Origin of the sequence: Aliikangiella maris, assembly GCF_040719265.1 — a bacterium.
GTDB lineage: Bacteria > Pseudomonadota > Gammaproteobacteria > Enterobacterales > Kangiellaceae > Aliikangiella > Aliikangiella maris.
Map to the genome: position 1 here is coordinate 270,000 of NZ_JBFDAH010000004.1, position 23,778 is coordinate 293,777.

Annotated in this window: 16 protein-coding genes; 10 read left to right on the top strand and 6 right to left on the bottom strand. The window is 39.2% G+C overall.

The window, feature by feature from the left end:
• The first annotated feature begins 630 nt into the window (after positions 1-630).
• Positions 631-1,746, top strand: a complete 1,116-nt coding sequence (locus tag ABVT42_RS05505) for a nucleoside recognition domain-containing protein (protein WP_353873742.1) — start codon at positions 631-633, stop codon at positions 1,744-1,746.
• A 466-nt stretch (positions 1,747-2,212) separates the two neighbouring features.
• Here ABVT42_RS05505 and ABVT42_RS05510 read toward each other — a convergent pair whose 3' ends face one another.
• Positions 2,213-2,809 (bottom strand): class I SAM-dependent methyltransferase, encoded by a 597-nt coding sequence (locus tag ABVT42_RS05510; RefSeq protein WP_353873741.1) that lies wholly within the window; start codon positions 2,807-2,809, stop codon positions 2,213-2,215.
• A 142-nt stretch (positions 2,810-2,951) separates the two neighbouring features.
• On the opposite strand from ABVT42_RS05510, the gene ABVT42_RS05515 reads away from it, so the two are divergent.
• Both ABVT42_RS05515 and queF read left to right on the top strand, forming a co-directional pair.
• Positions 2,952-3,278, top strand: a complete 327-nt coding sequence (locus ABVT42_RS05515; protein WP_353873739.1) for a DUF1820 family protein — start codon at positions 2,952-2,954, stop codon at positions 3,276-3,278.
• A gap of 78 nt (positions 3,279-3,356) precedes the next feature.
• Positions 3,357-4,199: an NADPH-dependent 7-cyano-7-deazaguanine reductase QueF gene (gene queF, locus ABVT42_RS05520; RefSeq protein ID WP_353873738.1), complete on the top strand. Its 843-nt coding sequence runs from the start codon at positions 3,357-3,359 to the stop codon at positions 4,197-4,199.
• A gap of 148 nt (positions 4,200-4,347) precedes the next feature.
• Here the strand turns inward: queF and ABVT42_RS05525 are convergent, their stop codons facing one another.
• Both ABVT42_RS05525 and ABVT42_RS05530 read right to left on the bottom strand, forming a co-directional pair.
• Positions 4,348-4,761, bottom strand: a complete 414-nt coding sequence (locus ABVT42_RS05525; protein ID WP_353873737.1) for a CBS domain-containing protein — start codon at positions 4,759-4,761, stop codon at positions 4,348-4,350.
• Between the two features lie 94 nt (positions 4,762-4,855).
• Positions 4,856-6,256: a peptide MFS transporter gene (locus ABVT42_RS05530; protein ID WP_353873736.1), complete on the bottom strand. Its 1,401-nt coding sequence runs from the start codon at positions 6,254-6,256 to the stop codon at positions 4,856-4,858.
• A gap of 658 nt (positions 6,257-6,914) precedes the next feature.
• Between ABVT42_RS05530 and ABVT42_RS05535 the strand changes: the two genes are divergently transcribed.
• The 6 genes from ABVT42_RS05535 to ABVT42_RS05560 all read left to right on the top strand — a co-directional run bounded on the left by ABVT42_RS05535 (position 6,915) and on the right by ABVT42_RS05560 (position 15,706).
• On the top strand, positions 6,915-8,951 hold the full coding sequence (locus tag ABVT42_RS05535; protein ID WP_353873735.1) for a methyl-accepting chemotaxis protein: 2,037 nt from the start codon (positions 6,915-6,917) through the stop codon (positions 8,949-8,951).
• Positions 8,952-9,082: 131 nt separating this feature from the next.
• The gene (locus ABVT42_RS05540) at positions 9,083-10,072 is read left to right on the top strand and encodes a YhdH/YhfP family quinone oxidoreductase (protein ID WP_353873734.1); all 990 of its coding nucleotides are present in this window, start codon (positions 9,083-9,085) and stop codon (positions 10,070-10,072) included.
• 65 nt (positions 10,073-10,137) lie between these two features.
• Positions 10,138-10,620 (top strand): DUF4442 domain-containing protein, encoded by a 483-nt coding sequence (locus ABVT42_RS05545; protein ID WP_353873733.1) that lies wholly within the window; start codon positions 10,138-10,140, stop codon positions 10,618-10,620.
• 76 nt (positions 10,621-10,696) lie between these two features.
• Positions 10,697-12,046 carry a tRNA (N(6)-L-threonylcarbamoyladenosine(37)-C(2))-methylthiotransferase MtaB gene (gene mtaB, locus ABVT42_RS05550; protein WP_353873732.1) on the top strand — a complete coding sequence of 450 codons (1,350 nt, stop codon included), beginning with the start codon at positions 10,697-10,699 and terminating at the stop codon, positions 12,044-12,046.
• Between the two features lie 233 nt (positions 12,047-12,279).
• On the top strand, positions 12,280-14,232 hold the full coding sequence (locus tag ABVT42_RS05555) for an acyltransferase family protein (RefSeq protein ID WP_353873731.1): 1,953 nt from the start codon (positions 12,280-12,282) through the stop codon (positions 14,230-14,232).
• A gap of 94 nt (positions 14,233-14,326) precedes the next feature.
• Positions 14,327-15,706 carry a flavohemoglobin expression-modulating QEGLA motif protein gene (locus ABVT42_RS05560; RefSeq protein WP_353873730.1) on the top strand — a complete coding sequence of 460 codons (1,380 nt, stop codon included), beginning with the start codon at positions 14,327-14,329 and terminating at the stop codon, positions 15,704-15,706.
• 147 nt (positions 15,707-15,853) lie between these two features.
• On the opposite strand, the gene ABVT42_RS05565 is transcribed toward ABVT42_RS05560, so the two are convergent.
• The gene (locus ABVT42_RS05565) at positions 15,854-16,702 is read right to left on the bottom strand and encodes a 2OG-Fe(II) oxygenase (protein WP_353873729.1); all 849 of its coding nucleotides are present in this window, start codon (positions 16,700-16,702) and stop codon (positions 15,854-15,856) included.
• 542 nt (positions 16,703-17,244) lie between these two features.
• Here ABVT42_RS05565 and katG point away from each other — a divergent pair.
• The gene (katG, locus tag ABVT42_RS05570) at positions 17,245-19,350 is read left to right on the top strand and encodes a catalase/peroxidase HPI (protein ID WP_353873728.1); all 2,106 of its coding nucleotides are present in this window, start codon (positions 17,245-17,247) and stop codon (positions 19,348-19,350) included.
• A 153-nt stretch (positions 19,351-19,503) separates the two neighbouring features.
• Here the strand turns inward: katG and barA are convergent, their stop codons facing one another.
• A complete protein-coding gene (barA, locus tag ABVT42_RS05575) occupies positions 19,504-22,380 on the bottom strand; it encodes a two-component sensor histidine kinase BarA (RefSeq protein WP_353873727.1) in 2,877 nt (958 codons plus the stop codon).
• On the bottom strand, positions 22,373-23,560 hold the full coding sequence (locus tag ABVT42_RS05580) for a hypothetical protein (RefSeq protein ID WP_353873726.1): 1,188 nt from the start codon (positions 23,558-23,560) through the stop codon (positions 22,373-22,375). Before ABVT42_RS05580 ends, barA begins: the two co-directional genes overlap by 8 nt.
• Positions 23,561-23,778 lie beyond the last annotated feature (218 nt).

Genomic DNA, 23,778 nt, shown 5'->3' on the forward strand with positions numbered 1-23,778 from the left:
CACATTTGTTTATTGGCGGGCAATTATACAGAACACAAATCAATGGGGTAAACCCTTTGTTCAATTTGTATCAGACATTACCCAGTAAGTTACCGAGTGATTTAACTCAAGGTAGATTGTAGGTGCTTGACCAGGCTTTTCAGAGTTTAGCCATAAAGTAAAATAATCAGAAAAAACCGTGATTAAAGCAAAGGGATTTGGCTCAAAATGAAAGTGCAGGGAGCGCGAGGTTGCCAGAAAATAAGATTTTTGCATGAATACAAAATAACGATAAAAAGTTAATTTCACAGCGTTAGGGGCGGTTTACCACTAGGTTTATTAATATTGCCCTATGATCAGTAAGTGAACAGTAAATGATCAGCCAATGATCAATTGAACTCTCTGACAAATTGGTTTGTTGGCTTTAGTGTCGATTGAGAATAAATGACAACGGGTAATTGCTGGCGTATCGCTTGTCTCTGACAAAGCAACATGATAAAACTAATCGATTGAATAATAAGATAAAAATACAATATGCTCAACAAGCTCTGGTTTGGATTTTTCTTTATAGCGTTTATCTCCGCGTTGTTTTCTTTTCTTGTATTAGCTGATTATTCGGTATTTGACAGGATAATTGAAAGCATCTTTAACATGGCTAAGCTAAGTGCCGAAATCGCTATCGGTTTAATCGGTGTTTTGGCATTTTGGTGTGGTATTTTAAAGCTGGCTGAGCAGTCAGGCATAGCCAACTGGCTGGCAAGAGGGCTTGCGCCTTTATTTACGCATTTGATGCCAGATGTGCCGCGCGGCCATCCCGCTCTGGGCTATGTCAGTATGAATATGGCGTCAAATATGTTGGGGCTCGATAATGCGGCAACGCCTATGGGTATTAAAGCCATGCAGAGTCTCCAGTTGCTCAATCCAGTTAAAGAAACCGCGACGAATCCACAAATTCTCTTTTTGGTATTAAATACTTCATCCGTCACTATATTTCCTATAACAATCATTATGTATCGTTTACAACAAGGTGCACTGCATCCTGGTGAAGTGTTCTTACCAATTTTGTTGGCTACTTTGGGGTCAACCTTAGCGGGGCTTATCAGTGTTGCTTTAATCCAGAAAATCAATCTGTTTCATCGTACTGTAATGGCTTATTTACTGGGTATAGGAGGGTTGGTTGGTGCATTAGTTTTGTGGATGTTGAGTATTCCCGATGAACAAATGGCAATAGCTTCTTCAACCTTGGGTAATGGACTTTTATTCACCACTATTTTTACGATTTTGAGTATCGCTTTTTATAAAAAAATTGCGATTTACGAACAGTTTGTTGCGGGAGCGAAAGAAGGGTTTGAGTTGGCGGTTAAAATTATTCCGTATTTGGTGGCCATGCTCGTTGCTATTGGTGTGATGCGCGCTTCTGGTGTTTTAAACCAAATTGTATCTTTAATTGAGTGGGTAATAAGTTGGTTAGGATTTGATGTCGCTTTTGTTGCCGCATTGCCGACTGCAATGATTAAACCGTTTAGCGGAAGCGGGGCCAGAGCCATGATGGTAGAGACGATGACAACACATGGTGTCGACTCATTTGCTGCAAAGGTTGCGGCAGTTATGCAAGGTAGTACTGAGACGACATTTTATGTATTGACTGTCTATTTTGGTGCTGTCGGTGTGAGCCGAGTTCGACACGCAATTGGTTGTGGATTGATAGCTGATTTAACTGGTGTCGTTGCAGCAATAGTTGTTAGCTATTGGTTTTTTAATTTTTAAAGGGCCGATAAATTATCATTTTTAAGGTTTGATTTAGCAGTAATTGCTAATGTAAGTAGGCACTAGACATTGCATCCCTTAAAAATAAAGATTGTGACATATTTCCTGTCATATAGTTGTCATGCGTATCTATGTAACGGTGTTTTGTCAATAAAAATCCACAGAAAAAAAATTTTGCTTTTAGTTTCGCCCTGCACAAAAGATTTGACCGTCGATATCTCAGCAATCTACTTAAAAATATGTGTAACCTATTGATTTATATAGAATATATAGGTCGTGTGCAAAATGTGACCAATTTGTTAAACCGTTAGTAATAATGCGGCTTGGAAGGACTTTTGAAATTCTTTTCCCCAAAGTTATCCACAGAAATTGTGGAATACTCAAATTGGTGAAAAAGCAATCTCGATTGATTATAAAATGACAAAAATCTCGTATAAAAAAGCAAATTTATGGTCCATTAAATGGATTATGACAATTTTGTTGCAGCCGAAATGGTATATGACTTACCTTGCTTGATCTTTTCATAGTTACCAAAAATTTCATTGAAGGTTCTTTTACAAAATTGACGGAGTCCATTAATGGTGACTACAACAAATTTTCCGCCTGGCTTAAGGTGATGCAAACTGTCATATAAAAAGAGATATAACATCTCATTACCAACTTTAGCTGGGATATTAGAGACAATTAAATCGAATTTTTCATCCTTTAACGTTGACAGACCATTGCTTAATTTGGCTTCTGCATTGGTGAGTTGATTCAGTGTAATATTGCGTTGTGCATGTTCAACAGCAACGAAATCTTTGTCGAGTAGTATCGTTCGACCTTGCGGTGCATTTTTAGCCATCCAAATGCCGATTGGTCCATATCCGCACCCCAGATCAAGGCAATCAAAGTGAGGTTCTAATGATAAATGATGAATTAATAAACGTGTCCCTTCATCAATTTCTTTAGGAGAAAAAACGCCAAAACTGGTTTCAAACTTTAGATTTTGACCATCTAACTCGGCTTGAACGGTTAAGGGTTGGCGTATTTTTACTGCTTCTGGATGTTGAGAAGGACACATATTTGTTAGCTTGTTTAATGATGCTTTAAATTAGCCCGCTATTATATGATAAAATGCGCCGATTCAAAGTCACATTTTGCTTAAACATTATGTCAATCGTGTTTAAGTAATGAATTAAAGCCGAATTGTTGCTGAGGTATGAATGAGCAAAGCACCTGTTTATAGGGTTGTATTTATAAATAATGGTAAAACCTATGAGATATATGCATCAAATGTCAGTCAAGGTGCACTTTATGGTTTTGTTGAGATTCGCGGCATGTTGTTTGATGAGCGAACCAGTCTGGTAGTTGATCCCGGAGAAGAAAAGCTCAAAGCGGAATTTGAAGGCGTTATGGCAACTCATGTGCCAGTACATGCAATTATCAGGATTGATCAGGTTGAAAAGCGAGGCGTGGCGAAAATAGGGGATGCTAAAGGCAATGTTGTTACACCGTTTCCGCTACCTAAGCCGGATAATTCAAAAAGTTGAGTTATTCAATGAACGACATAAAAGTGTTGGTAAAATAATCGTCTAAAAATTAGCAAATCTTGTTAAACGAGTCTAATTATGAGTTCAGAAATTCCACTGGGTAAATTCACCGATTATCAATCACCCTATTCGAAAGAGTTACTCTATGCAATTGAGCGATCTCCCAAAAGAATGGAGTTACCACACGGTGAAATGCCTTATATTAAAGGTGAAATCTGGGGTGAAGATATTTGGAATGCTTATGAAATAAGCTGGCTCAATCCGCAAGGTTTACCGCAAGTGGCAGTTGCAGAGTTCAGATTTGCAGCTAATAGCCCGATTATTGTTGAGTCAAAGTCCTTAAAGTTGTACTTAAATTCGCTGAATCAAATGCACTTTCCGACTGTCGAAGCGTTGGCACAACTGATCGAGCAGGATTTACAGAGTGTCACGCAAGTGAAAGTTAAGGTTATTATTAAATCACTGAATACATCCGATCTTCAGGTGAACCAAATGGAAGGTGTGCTATTAGATGATCAACAAGTTTCGATTGATAGTTACCAATATTCACCACAACTTTTACAATTATCGTCTGCCGACAAAGATGACCCCCTCTCTCTGATTAAAGAAACGTTAGTTAGTCATTTGCTGCGAAGTAACTGTTTGATCACTAACCAGCCTGACTGGGCATCAATTCAAATCTCATACACAGGTCAGCCAATTTGTCATCAAGCTTTGTTGGCTTATTTGGTTTCTTTTCGTCACCACAATGAGTTTCATGAGCAGTGCGTTGAGCGAATATTTAGTGACATTATGCAATTTTGTAGGCCACAAAAATTAACGGTGTATGCGCGCTATACACGACGTGGTGGTTTAGATATTAATCCCTGGCGCAGTAACTTTGAAAACCAAATGCCAAATATTCGATTGATACGCCAGTAGATAAGCAGCTAAATGACAGCCATCCGGTAATAGTTGAAATCGACATGAGTATAAATTGTCAGGCAAACAGTTACTGAGTGACAGACTGTCTTTTAAGCCACCAAGTTAATAAAAGACTTGTTGCCTATTAGATTGTTATATTGGAGGTTTATATATTATTTGCCGCCAGTTTGACAAAATCTCGTGAAGTCACAATACCAACCAGTTTTTCATTTTCTAAAATTGCAACACAGCCATTTCTTTGGTGTAACAGCAGATCTGCAACCTGATATACCGGCGTGTCAGCTTGGGCGATATCAGGTTGGGTATTCATAATTGAGGCAATATCGATTGATTTTTCTCGGTGTACTAATTGCTCAAAACCATGTTGACTGACAATACTGATGGCATTAGCCAGTACTGCCTTCTGTCCTAAAATTCCAATGAGTTTACCGGTTTCGGCATCTTTTATTGGAATGTGGCGTATTTTCTTTTCGGCCATGAGCATTCTGGCGCGATTGACATTGGCTTGTTGTGACAAAAAGAATGGAGCTTTTGTCATTATTTCACGAATTTCTGGCATTTCAATACGGCCTTGATTATTTTACTTAAGTATAGTCAATATCAACAAAAAAACCGGCAAGTGCCGGTTTTTTATAATTTCTGAAAAGTCTTTTTTAAGCGACGTTAGACGCGGTTTCCAACTCTTCTTTTACTGTAGGTTTTTCTTTATAACTCTCAGCACCATGCATCCAGTCAACCAAAATACCAGAAAGTGGCCATAGTAGTAAGGCAAAGCCCAGGTTAGTTGCTGCGATACCACCGAAGATTGCCAACTCACCTAGAGTCGATGCGTAAGCACCAATGTAACCGGCAATAAGGTTAGCAAAGAAGTTAATCAAGAACCAAACACCCATCATTAAACTGGCTAAACGCAGCGGGGCAAGTTTGGTAACCAATGACAAGCCGACAGGAGAAATACACAATTCACCCATAGTGTGGAACATATAAGCTAATACTAACCACCACATTGAAGCTAAGCCATTTGCTTGTTGGTCATAAACCGCAGCAACCATGAACATAAAACCAATTGAGGTGAGAATAAGACCAAACATCATCTTGATGGGGGTGTTAGGATTTCTGGCGCCCAATTTTACCCACATGGCTGCAAAAATAGGGGCGAGTAATACAATGTAAAGCGGATTAAGTACTTGGAACCAACCTGTAGGGACTTCAAAAGATAAAAAGTCGATCATTCGATCAGTTTTGTCGTTGGCGTAAATTGTCATCAAACCGCCAGCTTGCTCAAATGAGGCCCAGAATAATACTACAAAAACAAACAGTACCCAGATTACGCGTAGTCTGTCGCGCTCTTCTTTGCTTAATGGTTTCTTTTCACCAGCAGATTGTTGGAGAGATATTTTGGCCGCAGGCTCAATACCCAGATTACCTAAATAACGAGGTGCGAGGAAAACTTGGATGACCACTGATAACGCCATACCAACACCGGCAGCAATGTAACCAAATTTCCAGCCGAAAGAAGGACTTTCACCTAAAGTAGAACAAACTAATGGTGCAATCATTGCGCCAACGTTGATTCCCATATAAAAGATTGTAAATGCGCCATCACGACGATTATCGCCTTCTTTATAGAGGTCACCCACCATGGTTGAAATGTTCGGTTTAAAGAAGCCATTACCGACAATCAGGATGGCTAATCCAACATAAAATAGATCGATGTTACCTGGAACAGCCGCGGCCAGCGTAAACTGTGCTAGCGCCATTAATATACCACCGATAATAATCGATTTACGCTGCCCCAAATAATTATCGGCTAACCAGCCACCAAAAAGTGGAGTTAAATAAACCAGTCCCGTATACCAACCATAAAGTTTGAGTGCTTCTGCGTTTGTCCATCCAAAACCGGGATTATTCGCTTCAGTACCTGCGACCATGGTTAAAACGAGGATCGCACGCATACCATAGTAGCTGAAACGTTCCCACATTTCGGTGGTAAATAACAGGAAAAGACCTTTCGGGTGACCGAGGAATTCTCCCTTTGGAACATTGATTGACATTAAAAAACTCCTATCTAATTTTTATGATGTACTGCTTGTATTGTTGTATTTATCACTGTTAAGCAGCATTGTGATTGCCCTTAAAGCAGCTGTTATACCCTGAATTCTATATGTATGACAAGTTAAGATTTAGTGAAGAATTACTCTTTACAAGTATAACTTATTGAATAATAAGGAAAATAAATCCCGCCTTAGTTAGAGAAATATGTTATAACAATATGAAGACTGAACAGATTGTAATAAGTTTGGGTTATATGAGGTGTCGATAAGATGAGCAGTGAGCTTTTATTTTAAACAGTAATACCCCTTACGGATTTCGCTGTCTTGGTTAGTTTAAAAGTGGAATAAATGAGTATCAAGCAGTGTTTTTCCTCAGTCGTTTGGTGGTTGAATTTTTATCGTTAATAACAGGGTTTGCTGCCCATTTCCGTATCGACTTGCCAACTGATCTCCATTTAATCGAAAGCCATTTCAATGATATAAACGTGCTTTATATAAATTCCGAATAATAAAAAAATCTCTTATAAAATTAATTTGCTTATTGAAATATGCGTAAAATTATGTATTTGGCGTTAAAGATTATTCTGTACTACCTTAATTAAAAAGTGTCAGTGTTTATTTTCAGTTGTTCGATCAAACACCATTAAAAGAGAAGGCTGTGTATTTAAATTTGTCATTACGTCAAAAAGTACTTGTTTGGGTTTGTGGTTCAATATCTGTTTTGCTTTCAATTGCAGCGTTTTTTCATGTTGATAGTAATAGTCGATTAACACGTGAAAAAGTCGAAGAAGAAATGCAAGCGATAGTCGCTTTGCAGGCAAAAGATATCTTTACATTTTTTAACCAACGAGCGCAAATTCCGGTTCATGTTTTTTCTAATCCCATGCTGCAAAGCTGGTTTAAGGCACATGCTAACCGGGGACAGCGTGGGCTCGACTTGTCAAATGATGAGACTTACCAACAAATTGATACCTTATTCAAGCGAACTACCGCAGCTGATCCCAATGTAAAATCGGTGTTTTTTGCGGTTAACAAAACGTTCGAATATTTTGAGCCAGGAAAAATTCATGGTGCACCAGAAGATGATAGAGATATTGGTGTACTCGAAAAAGACTACTATGCCAATAAAAGGGATTGGTGGCATACCGCAATTAAAAACGATCACTTGTTTATAACTGATGTTGAGATGGATTTAATTGATGGTAGCTACGCAACAACGTTGCAAACAACCGTGTATGCGGGTGATGGTGAACTTATCGGTGTTGGTGGTGTTGATATTCTAGTCACTTCTATTGCTCAAAAGGTTGAGAAAATGAAGTTTAAAAATGAGGGACATGCATTTTTAACCAATGCCAATGGCAACATTATTTATTTTCCGCAGCACCTGGCTAAGGAAGTGGCAACTAACCAAAACATAACCGAATTAGACAAAGTAGCAAACACGACTGGGTTTACTCATTTAACACGACTGTTTCAGTCCGGTGATTCGGGGCTGGTTGATGTCACATTGAGAGGTAAAGATTATAAATTAACCTATGTGCCCATTCAGTCAGACGATATTCAAATGGATTGGCGACTTGGCATCTTAGTGCCTTTAGCTTTTATTGAAGAACCTATTCAAAACGTGACTATCACCACGGCGATACAAACTGCTGTAATCATTTTGATCATCTCAGGATTCGCTTATTTTAGTGTAAACAGTATTGTATCGCCCATGCACCGGATAGTAGCTGACTTATCTAAAGTGTCAAAAGGTGATGGCGATTTAACAATTCGTCTTGAAACCAATGACAAAAATGAAATTGGTAAACTGGTCGCAGGACTCAATCAGTTTATCGGTGATTTTCAACGTATAATTGTGCGAACATCCGATACAACCTTGGCAGTAGTTAATGCGGCAGAGCGGGTACAAAGGGTGTCTCAAGAGACCAGTTCAGAAGTTGACCAGGAAAAGCATAATATCGACACTATTTCATCATCTGTTATTTCAATGATGGATGCCGTGAATGAAATTTCAAAAAATGCCGAACAAACTAAAGCCGTTGCTGAAAATGCAGACAGTCAGGCTAGAGAAGGGCGTCGTTTAGTAGATGCTGCAATGAGCGTAATTAATAATCTGTCTGATAATGTCAATGTTACTGCGGAAGCTGTTAATGAACTGGGTGAAGAAGCCGATAATATTGGCGCTGTTGTCGATGTCATTAAAAGCATTGCTGACCAAACCAATCTATTAGCATTAAATGCCGCGATTGAAGCCGCACGTGCTGGTGATCAAGGGCGCGGGTTTGCGGTTGTCGCAGATGAAGTCCGAACACTTGCCAGCCGTACTCAAGAGTCAACCGATGATATTCAGGCAATGATTGAAAAATTGCAAAAGCGTTCTAAATCAATGGAAGAAGAAATGAACAAAGCGTTGGAGCGAACCGAGGAAAGTGTTAATACAACTCGTTCAGTCAGAGATTCGTTTCACGGTATTACCGATTCTATTTCTCAAGTACAGGATATGAGCAACCTGATTGCCAGCATGACTTCGAGGCAGATTCAGGTGGCTGATGATATTAATCAAAATATTTTATTAGTCACTGAGTTGCTGAATCGAACAGCAAACAATAGTGCGATATTGGATAAAGATAGCCGAGAATTAAAGGGAATCTCTCAAAAACTTTATGAAAATATAAAATCTATCAAAGTCTAGCTTTAATTAATATTCTCAATAATCAATTCAATAATTTTATCCCTCGTATTTTAGCCAGATAAATGGCTTATATCGAAACACTTAAATAAGTTACAATACGCGCTATTTTTTCTGTCAGGAAACTTTGAATCATGAGTTTTTTAGCGTGTCGCGTTTATCGGGATGGCCATGAGGTTAGTCATCGACTGGAAATGATTTCAGTAACAGATCTTAGTCCAGGTGAAGTTATTGTTAATGTCTGTTATTCAGGAATTAACTACAAAGATGCGTTGGCGGCTACAGGTCGTGGCCAAATTCTCAAAAAGTTTCCATTAAATGCTGGAATTGACTTAGCCGGTGAGGTTGAAGAGTCGAGCGACCCTCGTTTTAAACCCGGTGACAAAATTATAGTTAATGGATGCGGATTAGGGGAAATTCATGATGGCGGACTGGCACAAAAAGCCAGAGTGCCAGCCGATTGGGTTATGCCTTTACCTGAGGGTATGACCATGCGTGAATCGATGATATTAGGCACCGCCGGTTTTACCGCAGCGCTCGCGCTTCACCGTATGTTACATAATGGACAAACGCCCGACAAAGGTCCCGTTGCCGTTACGGGTGCATCTGGCGGGGTTGGCAGTTTTGCAGTAAACATGCTATCGAATCTTGGTTTTGAGGTTGTCGCTATTAGTGGTCGAGAAGCGCATTATGATTATTTAAAAGAACTGGGTGCGACACACGTTAGTTCGGTTGACGATCTTGAGTTAGGTACAAAACCACTCGAGCGGGCACGTTTTGGTGGCGTAGTTGATAATATTGGTGGTGAAACTCTGGCAAAATTAATGGCGCATACTCAGCTTTGGGGAAATGTAGCCTGCATAGGGTTAGCCGATAATCATCAACTATCGACAACTGTTTTCCCATTGATTTTACGTGGTGTCAGTTTGCTGGGCGTCAGTTCAACCAATTGTCCAATGCCGTTGCGTACTAAAATATGGCAACAAATGGGTAAAGAGCTAAAGCCAAATCGATTTAGTCTTATTTTATCTCATGAAGCAAAACTAAAAGATGTATCGATTTTATTTGATGACTTGTTAAACCGCAAAAGGTTTGGTCGCATTTTAATTGATTGCCGCGCCTGATGTTATCTTATGCTGTTAAACAGAGACACTGAGTATTCATTTTTAATAGGTTATTAAATAAAATTTTGAAAAATCAATTAGTCAAAATTGTTGAAAAACTACAGTCAAAACCTAAATGGTTAAGACATCGATTACTAAATATCGCACTTGGTTCGACCATCCGTTTTATGGGAACCGCAAGAATAAAGTGCGAAGCTTTAACTCAACAACACGCAATTTTCTATTTAAAAAATCATAAAAAAATCAGAAATCATGCAGGTATGATTCATCCTGCAGCGCTTACATTACTAGCGCAGACAGCGAGTGAATTATTGATAGGGATGAATATCCCCGACGATAAAACGCCGCAGCTAAAACAAGTAAAAATGGCATTTGAAATGTTAACCAAAAATCAAGTTACTGCTCGAGCGAAGATTTCCGCAGCGCAAGCAGAGCAACTTGTTTGTGATGAGCAAGGGGTGATTGAAATTTGCGTTGAACTGATTGATGAAAAGGAACAAATGCCTGCTAACTGCTGGATAACGTGGGCCTGGAAAACCAGAAATTAATGATTTTTTATGCCTGTAAAACGTATGTTGAAATGAACAAATAATAAATGAACAAATAGAAGTATCGAGACTTTTAATGCAAGTATATTTAACATCTTTAGGTTGTCGATTAAACGAAGCTGAATTACAAATGTGGGCCGGCGAGTTTCAGCGTGAAGGAATGCTATTAACTCAGCGAATAGAAAATGCCAGCTTAATGGTGATCAATACGTGTGCGGTGACGCAAGAGGCGGCCCGAAAATCACGCCAAACCATTCGTAAACTGCATCGAAAAAATCCAACAGCAAAGCTGGTTGTAACGGGATGTTATGCATCTTTAGAAAAAGAAGAGGCAGAAACTTTGCTGGGAGTTGATTTAGTCGTCAGTAATGCCCAAAAATCTCAGTTGCCACAATTAGCTAAAGAAGTTACCGAATGGCAATCAATGCCATATGCGGCTACAGAGCCAGAAGAAGCGCCGTTATTTACACGCAATCGTGAGCGGGCATTTATAAAAATTCAGGATGGTTGTCGTTATCGTTGTACTTATTGTATCGTTACTGTTGCGCGAGGTGAGGAGGTCAGCCGAACCATCGATGAGTTAATTCATGAAATTTTAGAACTACAAGCAGAAGGTATTAAGGAAATCGTGTTAACCGGCGTACATGTTGGTGGATATGGTTCAGATTTAGACGTGTCTTTATATGATCTGGTGGTGAGTATATTGCAGCGCACGAGTATACCGCGAATTCGTTTTGCATCAGTAGAGCCTTGGGATTTGCACGACAATTTTTTCGACCTGTTTAAGGATCCCCGGTTGATGCCGCATATGCATCTACCAATTCAAAGTGGTAGTAATAAAATACTGCGAAAAATGTCGCGCCGTTGTAAAACCGAAACCTTTTTGGCACTAATTGACAAAGCTCGAAGTGTCATTCCAGATTTTAACATCACAACCGATATTATTGTTGGATTTCCGGGTGAAAATGATGAAGATTTTCAGCTTTCTATCGATATTATTGCGCAAGCAAAGTTTGGACATGTACATATTTTTTCTTATTCAAATCGTGAAGGTACCAAAGCTGCCGGACTACCTGAACAAGTCGCTGCTGAAATGAAAAAGCAAAGAAGTCGTGAATTACATCAGGTTGCAGAAAAGTATAAAAGAGAAACTTTATCGACAATGCTAGGTAAACAACAACGTATTTTGTGGGAAGGTCATGCGCTACAAACCACTGATGGACAATTTCGGTATTTTGGATATACCGAGAATTATCATAAGGCTTACATTGAGCTAGGCGAAAGCATGAATATTTCTAATCAAGTCACCTTGTGTGAAATTATTGCTGTTGATGAGAGCGGTGCAACACTAGTCGCAAAACCAATTGAAACGCTGCAAGCGAATGCTGACTCGAATTTACAATTAAATATTAAGCAAATTGTTTGATATCAGGGTAATTAAATAATAAAGCAACTAAAAATTTTATAAGATAGCAAGAATGAATTTTCATTTAATGAATCTTCATTCTAAAATTTTTTCATCCGGCGTAAAAATAATAACAAGTTCACATTTTGAGTGATTTCTTTCAATTCCCGTTCAATTCATAGACTGTTAATTGTTTTATTTTGTCTTTCCGTTAGAATGCTTAGCCGCTTATTTGGGAGAAGTGGAGTGAAATTTTGCAATTTAGAAAAGACATTAACGCATTAAGAGCCGTTGCAGTAATTGCTGTGGTGCTATTTCATTTTAACCCTGCTTGGATGCCGGGTGGTTTTGCCGGCGTTGATGTTTTTTTTGTGATTTCGGGTTTCTTGATGACGGGTATAGTCTTTCGAGGTTTAGCTACTGGACACTTGAGCGTTTTACAATTTTATCGAGCTAGAGCCAATCGAATTATACCTGCACTAGCAATATTATGTATTACTGTTCTGATTGTCGGCTGGTTTTTTATTTCGCCTCTGGATTACAAGAAGCTAGGTTTGCATATTGTCAGTAGTCTTACTTTTTGGTCAAACTTTACCTATTGGTATGAGTCTGGTTATTTTGCCGATGCGGCCCAAAATAAATGGCTTTTACACAGTTGGTCACTATCTGTCGAATGGCAGTTTTATTTACTCTATCCTTTAGTATTGGCCGCATTTTCTCGAATATTTTCTATAGAACAATTGAAAAAGCTAGTTGTATATACCCTGATCATTGGCTTTGTTATCAATCTTGTTATGACTTTCCTCTGGCCCGATGCCGCTTACTACTTATTACCCGCCAGAGCATGGGAAATGCTATTTGGTGCGTTGGCCTATTTATATCCCTTAAAATTATCGAATAAACAAAAAGTTTTATGCCAGAGGAGTGGACTTATATTGATTCTAGTGGCCTGTTTTCTGGTGTCTGAAAATAGTTTTTGGCCTGGGTATTGGGCTTTATTACCCGTATTGGGAACATGGATGGTCATACAATCAGATCGACCAAATAGTCGCGTTATGGGGCATGTCGTTTTACAAAAACTGGGGAACTGGTCATATTCGATTTATCTTTGGCACTGGCCTTTAGTTGTTGCGGGATTTTATTATTCTCTTGATAAATCGTTTATCATTTCAGGTATTTTACTCTCGGTATTACTCGGCTTTATCAGCTATCATCTGATCGAACAGAATCAATTATTTCATCAACGCGCAAACAAAAAAATATTCATGGAGAGAACTTCGCCGGATTGTAATCATTCACCTACATTGAATAAATTTAACTTTGTAAAATGGAATCCATTTTATAATACGGTCTTATTATTGAGTGTCACCTTGTTGATCAGTGGGGCGGTAATAATTAATAACGGATTTATCAATCTGGCGCCTATCGAATATCAACGATTAATAGATAATGCCAAACCCAGCCCGTATCGAGAAAAGTGTCATCTTACTCATTATCAGGAGCCTGCCAAGTCCTGTGAATATTTTGGTAGGAATATCCAATGGGCCGTATTAGGTGATAGCCATTCTACTGAAATTGCTTATGCACTAGCTGAAAAGTTAAAGACTGATAATATTGGAATTAAGCACCTTACCTTTACCCAGTGCAAACCCTCGTATGGCGTGAGTTATGATTTTGATAAATGCGCTCGGTGGTATAACGAAGCAATTGAATACATTATCCAACAAAAAGATATCCAACATGTGGTATTAAACCACCGGTTTACCCGGGCATTATTCGGTGGCAGTGCATATCGATATCCGGTTGTGGGTGAATTAACACAAAACGCGCAAACTCAATTTATGCTGGCGCAGCTGACTGAGCTAATTCAAACGATTGCAGCCGTTAAACAAAATGTCTATGTTTACTACCCAATTCCAGAGCTACCACGTAGTATTCAAAATTTGATAGGACATAAACTGCTGCAAGGAGCCCCGCTCAATAATGTCACAGGAACATCTTTAGACTGGTATCATAAACGCAATCACTTCATGATTGACTATTTTAAAAACGCAGACTTTCCGACGAATGTTCACCTGATTAATACACAAGATACCTTTTGCGATAAAGCCACTTGTTATGCGGTTAAAAATGGTGAAGCGCTTTATTTCGATGACGATCATCCTTCGGTAATTGGGGCACGCAAGTTGGTTGCACTAATTGAATGATTGCCGTTAATTTATATTGACTATGGTTCAATAAGTTAATATCGTAATCTTTCATCCAGACTTGTTAAGTTTGAAATAATAGGAACATAGACACATGTCCAAATCTCCATCTGGGGTTTATTCATCTGCCAAACCAGATGACATTCAGCAGAGCCATTCTAAATCAGTTACAACCGAGCCGAATGCTCCTGCTACTCTTGACCAGGAGCCGATCGATACTTCAAAGGTTGATGCTCAAGAAATCCAATATATTAAAGCAATGAGCGAACAGCTCTACCAAATTGGTAGCCAATATTCGATATTATCGCAAATTGCCTGGGAGCCCGCGGTTAAAGAAAATTTTTTCAAACATCAATGTCAAAAATTGCCTGTTGTTACTTACCCTGAATTTAAGGCTGACGCTTTATTTGATAAGCTACAATCTTGTCGAAAACAGTTGGCGGGCAGCCAGTTTGATGGCTGGCTTAAACGACATATGGACACGATAGAAAATACCCTGCATTTATTGTGTTCGATTAATACGCCACAGTTTATCGATTACTCAAAGGCGTTGTATGGTTATCCAAAAGCGTATTTAAAAGATGAAAAATCGACCTCTCTTGCCTTAGCCAATCAGTTGATTAAATTAATTACGCCTATGAAAAAGATGGATCTTGGTGAACCGCCGCCAGCTTGCATACTAGCTTCAACAGTGGCAGAAGAAATGCATAAGGCAACCGCACAGTTTGGTGAACTGGCACCTAGAATTCAAATTGTCGATTCTTTATCGGCTAACGCACTAGCCGGCTCTGAAAAAGTGAGTATTCGGCGTAACGCTTGTTTTACCGATAGAGATGTTCATCAGTTAATTGAGCATGAGATTAATATTCACGTTGCGACTTTGCTAAATGGAAAACAGCCGGGGAATGCGAAGTTGCTCGGACTATCTCATGCTGGATCAACAAAAACTCAAGAAGGGCTCGCAATTTTTGCTGAATTAATTACGGGCAGTATGGATTTGGATCGCTTTAGTCGTTTAGCCTATCGGGTGAGCGCGATTCAAATGGCATTAGATGGCGCTGACTTTATCGAAGTTTATCGATATTTTTATGAGCTTACACAAAGCGCTGATCAATCTTTCGAAAATACGCGTCGAGTATTTAGAGGGGCACCTTTAACCGGCGGACATGCGTTTACCAAAGATATTGTCTATTTAGATGGATTGCTTAGAGTGCACAGTTTTTTAAGAGCAACGGTCATGGCTGAGAAAAGTTATTTGATTCCTCTACTGTTTGCTGGTCGCATGGATATCGATGATTTACCAGATGTTGTAGCATTAAAATCAATTGACTTATGTCAAAATGCAAAATACTTACCCGATTGGGTCAAAGATAGACGCTTTCTTTTTAGCTATCTGTCTTTTTCTACTTTTTTAAACACGGTCAATATGCAACAAGTTAATCAACATTACTCAGATATGCTGACTAAGCTTTAGCGCAAATCGGTAATCTAGTCGGTAGGCACTGAACGCGTCGTTTGTGATTGCGGCGCATCAACAATTAACTAGCTCAATCAGAAAGAATTATTAAAAAAGAAAAATATTACGCTTGCCAGTAACATTAATCTCGGTAGCCACAAATTGTTATAACACCGCCGAGTCTGTTCTAAACCAGCAAGTTACTGAATATCGAGACTGATAGGTTGGTCGTACTTCGTGCAACATTTCTTCACTCAAAAAAATTGCTATCGTGCCACTTTGGGGGGGAACATAAATGGGCGGCTGTGTTTTGGGATAAAGCACCAATTCGCCGCCATCGTCGGCTTGCCAGTCTTCGTTTAAATAAGTCACCACTGTTAACAAGCGATTGTTATTACCTCGAAAAGAGTCCCTGTGTTTTTTATAAAATGCGCCTGCTGAATAAAAAGCTAGCTGACTTTCAAATCGGGTTAACCCCAAAAGTAAGCGACGGCTTAAATAAACACGTAATGATTCACACCATATAAACCAGCGCCGTGAATGAATATGATTGTCGTTTAACCAATATATTTCGTCACCACGGATCTGCTGATTAATATTTTGTTGTTCACCTTGACCAATTCCAGCGGCATGAAATTCATGGGCTGGAATAATTTGTTTGAGTCTTAATAGTGAGCGGTATAATTTACCCTGAATTGCGCCAGGAAGTATGATAAAGCCACTTGTTTGAATAGCACTTGCAATTAGCTCGAAATTATTTTCTATTTGAACGTTTGTTGTTCTGGGAATGTCTGGTTGCACCGCTGCGATTGGTTCAATATGAGTTTGAATTATATTGTTTTCAATTGAATTGTTTTGAATCATATTGGTTTGCAGATTATCTAACTGGATCGCGGATGCTTGAATACAGTCAGCCGCAAAAGGTTTTTGTAATATATGAGCAGAATTAGTAATTGAATCAGCAATCATCAACAACAGATTAGTATCGAATAAACAGCCCGCTAAGTTACGCAATCATTCCGCAAATAGAAAACAAATTATTTTGTTCTTAAAGATAAATTTTTTTAGCTAAACTTAGTTAACCTCAATTCTGGATAAAGAAAATCATCAGCCGCATTATCTTGGCGACTCTCGGCGTTAAGTCCGTTCTCAATAGCTTGCTATTGCTTCACAGCCTTGCCTTGATTGCCACCAAAATACTGGGACTGACCCTGTTGAGATGAATCCGTTAACGAAATGATTGGTTTAACAAGTTGTAACAAGAGGTTATCAAATGGCTAAATTGACTTCCCTTATCCAGAGTTGAGGTTAGTTATCATCTAATTGCTACTTTATCAAAGTTTAACTATTGAATATCTTCTAGCTATAAATTATATCTATAATAGTTTTCAATTCTTATCATAGATAAAAACTTTTGAATAAACTCTTTTAATATATTAGATTAATATTTCGGTGATCGGGATAAAGTAATAAACGGGTTTTCTGCCCGATTGAGCAACCCAAAATTCTGCTTAAAAAAATTAAGTCGAACTAATAATTAACTATGGTGATCCTACATGTTAGATCTAAAAGCATTGCGTCAACACGGCAAAGAATCCAACCCAATGGAGGCTGGTTTTAATTATGCTGAAGCCTTCAACTCGTTAAATTTGCAAACGCTTAAACAAGATATTCGTGACTTGATGACTCAATCTCAGGACTGGTGGCCAGCAGACTACGGGCATTATGGTCCTTTTTTCATTCGGATGGCATGGCATAGCGCTGGGACTTACCGTGTTGCTGATGGGCGAGGTGGTGCTGGTGGTGGACAACAGCGCTTTGAACCTCTCAATAGTTGGCCCGATAACGTAAACCTTGACAAAGCCAGACGTTTACTTTGGCCGATTAAACAAAAGTATGGACGAAAAATTTCTTGGGCCGACTTATTGGTACTGACCGGTAATGTTGCACTGGAATCAATGGGGTTTGAAACCTTCGGATTTGCAGGCGGACGTATTGATGACTGGGAAGCTGATCTGGTTTATTGGGGACCCGAGAATGAATATTTGGCAGATGAGAGATATTCCGGCGATAGAGAGCTCGAAAAGCCATTGGCCGCTGTTCAAATGGGGTTAATTTACGTAAATCCTGAAGGACCCAATGGAAAGCCAGATCCGTTGGCGGCAGCAAAAGATATTCGTGAAACCTTTGCGCGTATGGCAATGAATGATGAAGAAACTGTCGCACTAATTGCCGGAGGACATACTTTTGGTAAAGCGCATGGTGCTGGGAATGCCGGTAAATGTTTAGCGATGGAGCCTGCTAAAGCACCGCTTGAACAACAAGGATTTGGCTGGCAAAACAGTCATGGATGTGGGCGTGCAGGGGATACTATTACGAGTGGATTGGAAGGTGCGTGGTCTGCCAAACCAACCGAATGGAGCACTCAATATCTAGATAATTTATTTACCTACGAATGGGAACAAACCAAAACGCCATCGGGAGCGACTCAATGGATTCCAGCAAATGGTGAGGCGAAAGATTTAGTACCCGATGCACATGACAAATGTAAACGTCATGCACCGATTATGTTTACCACCGATTTAGCATTGCGCTTGGATCCTGATTATCAAAAAATTGCTCAGCGCTTTAAAGATGATCCAGAAGCCTATCGCTTAGCATTTGCCAAAGCCTGGTTTAAATTAACTCATCGTGACATGGGGCCGGTTTCTCGGTATTTGGGTGAAGAAGTCCCGAAGGAGTCTTTAATTTGGCAAGATCCCATACCGTCGGTTGATCACGAATTGATTGATGAACACGATATTGCCCAATTAAAATCGACCTTATTATCTAGCGGTTTAACCTTGTCTGAACTGATTAAGACGGCTTGGGGGGCTGCTGCATCTTTCCGCGGTACAGATAAACGTGGTGGGGCAAATGGTGGTAGAATTCGACTCGCACCGCAAAAAGACTGGGCCGTGAATAATCCGTCTGAATTAGCTAAAGTTTGTCAGAAGCTAACCCAGATTCAACAACAGTTTAATGATGCCCAAACCAATAACAAGCAAGTCAGTTTTGCTGATTTGGTGGTTTTAGGTGGTTGTGCTGCGGTGGAACAGGCGTGTGAAAATGCTGGCTCAAAAGTGACAGTAAAGTTTACACCAGGACGCAATGATGCTTCACAACAACAGACTGATGTAGAGTCTTTTGCTGTGTTAGAGCCGGTTGCCGATGGATTTAGAAATTTTTATCAGTCAGGCTTAAGATATTCACCTGAACAAATGTTGATTGAACGAGCCAATTTGTTGACTTTAACGATTCCTCAAATGACCGTTCTTGTTGGCGGCTTGCGAGTGTTAAATGCAAACAGTGAAAATGACAACAAAGGGGTTTTCACAGAACAGACCGAGCGATTAACGAATGAATTTTTTGTTAACTTATTGGATATGTCAACCGAGTGGAAAAAAGATACGGCACAAGAAAATTCCTACCAAGGTGTTGATCGACAAACAGGGACTTTAAAGTGGCATGCTTCTGCTGTTGATCTCGTGTTTGGCTCGCACCCTGAATTACGCGCTGTTGCAGAGGTCTATGCTGCAAATGATGGTCAAGAAAAACTGGTTCAAGATTTTGTTAGTGCTTGGGTTAAAGTTATGGAGCTGGATAGATTTGATTGTAAATAATAGTTATGACTGGTGCTTTCAGAGGTTAACAAGCTACCTACTAACCATTCAAATCAACGAATCAAATAATAACCGAATTATTTGCAATTTTATTTGATATTTTCAATACGCCAGTTAACACCGTTAGCTGGCGTAATTATAATGTATTGACTGCTATAGGTATTTTTCAGCAGCATTTTCGACATCATCAATTGCCTGAATAAAAGATTGGTGCAATTCTAATGTGGTTTCATTCAAGCCATCTGTTTTCAATACAGTTTCATATTCGTTCGCTAACTGTTTTAAAACTGGAACTCCGCAATACGCTGTCGCCCCATGCAACTTATGGACTTGTTCCGCCAGTTTCTGCTGATTTTGGTCATTAAATGCATGTTGAATCTGTTCTCTGGCATCGGCAAAACTGGCAACTAGCATGCGCAACATATCTTTTGCTAAATCATCTTTGTGATTGGCCGCTTTTAAGCTTAATGTCCAATCAATCGGTTGAACGGTGTGAGTGTTTTGTAGTAAAGCTGCATCACTGGAGAGTTGGTGTTGTGCTGGTTGATTTTGATTTACCGGTGTTTTATTTGTGAGAGTATCTTGATCATCCTGGTTAGCTTCAATACGCGCCTGTTCAATCGTCATCAAGCGCTTTCTTGTCCATTTGCGGATCGTTTTTTCTAATTCATCTTGACTGATCGGTTTGGTTAAATAGTCATCCATGCCTTCGTTAAGTAGCTTTTCTTTTTCTCCTTTCATGGCGTGAGCAGTTAAGGCAATAATTGGTGTTCGATTAAGTTTATTTTCACCCTTGCGAATTCGCCGAGTTGCCTCAATACCATCCATTTCGGGCATTTGTATATCCATAAATACCAGATCAAAGGGTTCGCTGTTATATAAGCGTACTGCTTCTTTGCCGTTAGTCGCCAGTTTAGCTTTCAGTTTAAACTCAGATAAAAACTCAGCAATCAATTTTAGATTAGCCGCATTATCATCGACACATAAAATATGTAAATCGCCAGACTCGGGAGCGAGGTTTGTATCAACTACCGGATGAATTAGTTTGCGTTTTTGTTTGCCCACTTCAAACCATTCAAATAGTGCATCATAAAAATATTTACGTACCAACGGTTTAGTCAAGTGATGAGTAATACCTAAATCCGCAAACTGTTTAATTACCCCATCATCATTAGTATTGAGCAACACTGCCACGGGACAATTAAGTTGTTCGGCTATTTTTTTCAGTTGACTAAATTCGTTTTGATATTCATAGCTTTGATAACCACCAATTAATATTAAATCGACATCTTTATTTTGCTGTAAATTTAATTTTGCCAGTTCGACTAGCGAAGCGAGGTTGTCACAAGTTTCAACAGAACTGTCAAAACGTGATAATAAATGATCGGTAGCTAACTGAGAAACATGACTTGAATCATGTAACAACACTCGACGCCCAGGGAACCCAAATCCAACATCTTTATTATCATCAGGATCTTTATCAAGCCGCAAAGTAAACCAAAAAGTCGAACCAACATTTTCTTCACTTTCCAGTCCAATCTGACCATTCATTGATTCTACCAGTTTTTTAGAGATAACCAGTCCAAGCCCAGTCCCCCCAAATCGCCGGGTTGTTGTGGTATCAGCTTGGGTAAACGCCTGAAATAGCACTTTTTGTTTCTCTTTTGATAGACCAACACCTGTATCTGTGACATTAATTCTCAAGGTGACGGCTTGCGGTGATTCATCATCGAGCATAACGCGGATCTGAATATTACCTTGCTGAGTAAACTTAATGGCGTTGTTCGTCAGGTTAGTTAAAATTTGACTGATTCGCACCGAGTCACCAAGTAAATGCTCAGAGACATCACGATAGACAATGCCGATTAATTCAACATTTTTTTCACGAGAAGAAGGGCCAAGTAAATTAAGTACTTCATCAACACACTCAGAAATATTAAGTGGTCTTTTTTCTAATTCCATCTTACCGGCTTCAATTTTGGAGAAATCTAAAATATCGTCAATAATCGATAGCAAACCCGTTGCTGATTTTTTGATGGTATTAAGATGATCCATTTGCTTACTGCTTAAATCAGTTCGCAATAATAAATTGGTAAAACCAATGACCCCGTTCATTGGCGTCCGAATTTCATGACTCATATTTGCCAGAAACTCCGATTTAACTCGGCTGGCTTCTACTGCTTGTTTGCGTGCAATATCTAATTCAACGTTTTGCAGTTCTAAGGCTTCATTGGTTTCATGTAAATCTGCGGTGGCCTGTTCGACGGCGGCTTGCATTTCTTCACGGGCTTCGTAGATTGATTGGCTCATATCATTAAAACCATCTACTAAGGTACGTAATTCGCCAGTTGCTTGGGATTTAATGGTGGCTTTGAGCTGTCCCTCTTTGATGCGTTTAACTGCGGTTGCCAGTTGAATAATCGGTAAAGTGATCGATCGTGCCATACCTTGTGCTAACATGCCGCCGAGCCCAAGACCAATTAACAAAATGATAAGTGCCGTTGCAATCGTTTGATATTGCCGCAATTTGGCATTTTTCATCGTTAAATAGACGGCAACATAACCTAAAATAGGGCGCTGATAGGGCTGATTACTAAATTGCAGACTCTCGTTGAGTTGAGGTTGAGTATAAATGGGGGTTCTGACAATAATGCCATCATCTAACTGTTCGGTAAAAGTTTGCTGTGGAATAGACTGACTGGTTACTGCCAGTTGATTGATTAAATCGTTTGAGCCAGAACTTGAAAATAGTAAGTTGTTTTTATCAAAAATTGCAACTGCTAGAATATCATCATCACCATCACGTGCTTTACCGGTGAGGTTTTGCAGTGATTCAGTATTGGCTGCTAGCACTGGATATTCGGCAGTCTGCGCAAGATAATTTACTATGGCATTGCCTCTGTCTTGCAGTGATACTTCCAGGTCATGCATACGGGTAGTAATAAAGTAAGTCCCCATAACAATGGCAACTAGCCCGGTAGGAATTAAAGCAAGCAGAATAACCCTGGCGCGGATTCCCCATTCATTCATTGACAAGCGCCTTATTTGCTTCCAGTTGATTGACTTTTTGGCTTAACTGATTGATATCGATATTTTCTATTTTCATATTTTCAGCAATTTGCTTATTGACAACAATACTAAAACTGTTTGCATAACGTGGCTCTGGCAACGGCAACTCTGGTGATTCACAAATGGGTTTAAATGCATTGCCTACTTCGATAGATAACGAAGTGGGTGCAGTGAAAATGCTGGCTAATGTACCAATTTTAGCATCTTCAAAGCGACTACCAATTAAATTTACGCCGCGATAGTATGCGGCAAGAACCAGAGACACCAGTTGTGACTCAGTATATAAATGCCGATTATTGCTGATTAACAAAAAGCTGCCTTTACGGGTGATACGATCGAGAAATTTTTCGGGTGGATCGTGGCGTTCAAGAATTTGAAATTGAACGTCCAGACCATATTTTTTGGCTGTATTCTGATAGTCTGGCAAGCGGAACTTATCGGTTTGGTCGACCATGATAGCGACCGAGCGTAAATTGGCATTCAGTGCTTTCGATAGAAATATTTGTCGTTCAAAGGGTTGTTCATGATATATACCCGAAACTTTAATACCTAATCTGGCATAAATTCGATTTAGTTTATCCAGCTCACTACGTGAAGTTAAAAGACTAAAATAATTCAGTGGCTTTCTAATGGATAAAACTTTGCGAGTGGCTATTTCTCCGATGGTCATCGCACAATGTTGGCTTTTATTTAACCATTCTTCTATTTGACGAGTGTTAGACTGGGTAATATCGATAAATTTTAACGCAGGTGTTGCCAGTTTTTGATCCAGTTGAATTTTTAGCGCTTGTATAAAAGTTTGTGTATGGTCGTTAGGTTGCTGATAAAACACCGGAATAATTTTAGTAGAAGGTGGACCGGCTAAAGCCGCGCTGACAGAATAATTTGAATATAAAACAAGCACTGAACAGAAAAACAACAAAAATAGCAAATGACTGGCGCTTTGCTGTGGCGCTAATCTCGATTGAGCGCCGTCATCAACGTGGATGTTACTGTTTATAATTTGGCGGGTTGAATTGTTTGTCATGGCATGATTTTGGTTTTTTTGATCACTAAGCAAAGATTTATCTTTAATAAGTCCAATCAACCAAGCTAAACCAAGAACTAAAACTTGAATAGTATTATTTAGCAAAGGTTTCAATAGAATTTCCGTGTGATTCACTGGTTGTTTTATCTCAAAATATTAGGGAAAAGTAAGTGGTTCTTATTATAACAATCTGATTTTAATGTATTGTTTGCCCGATTATCATGATTTGGTTTTGCCTCAATCAAGAAACTAAGTCATTATTCGATAAGTCATCATTCAATAATGAGTGATAAAATACAAGTATCCAATCTTAATTGATCTTGCTTGAAATT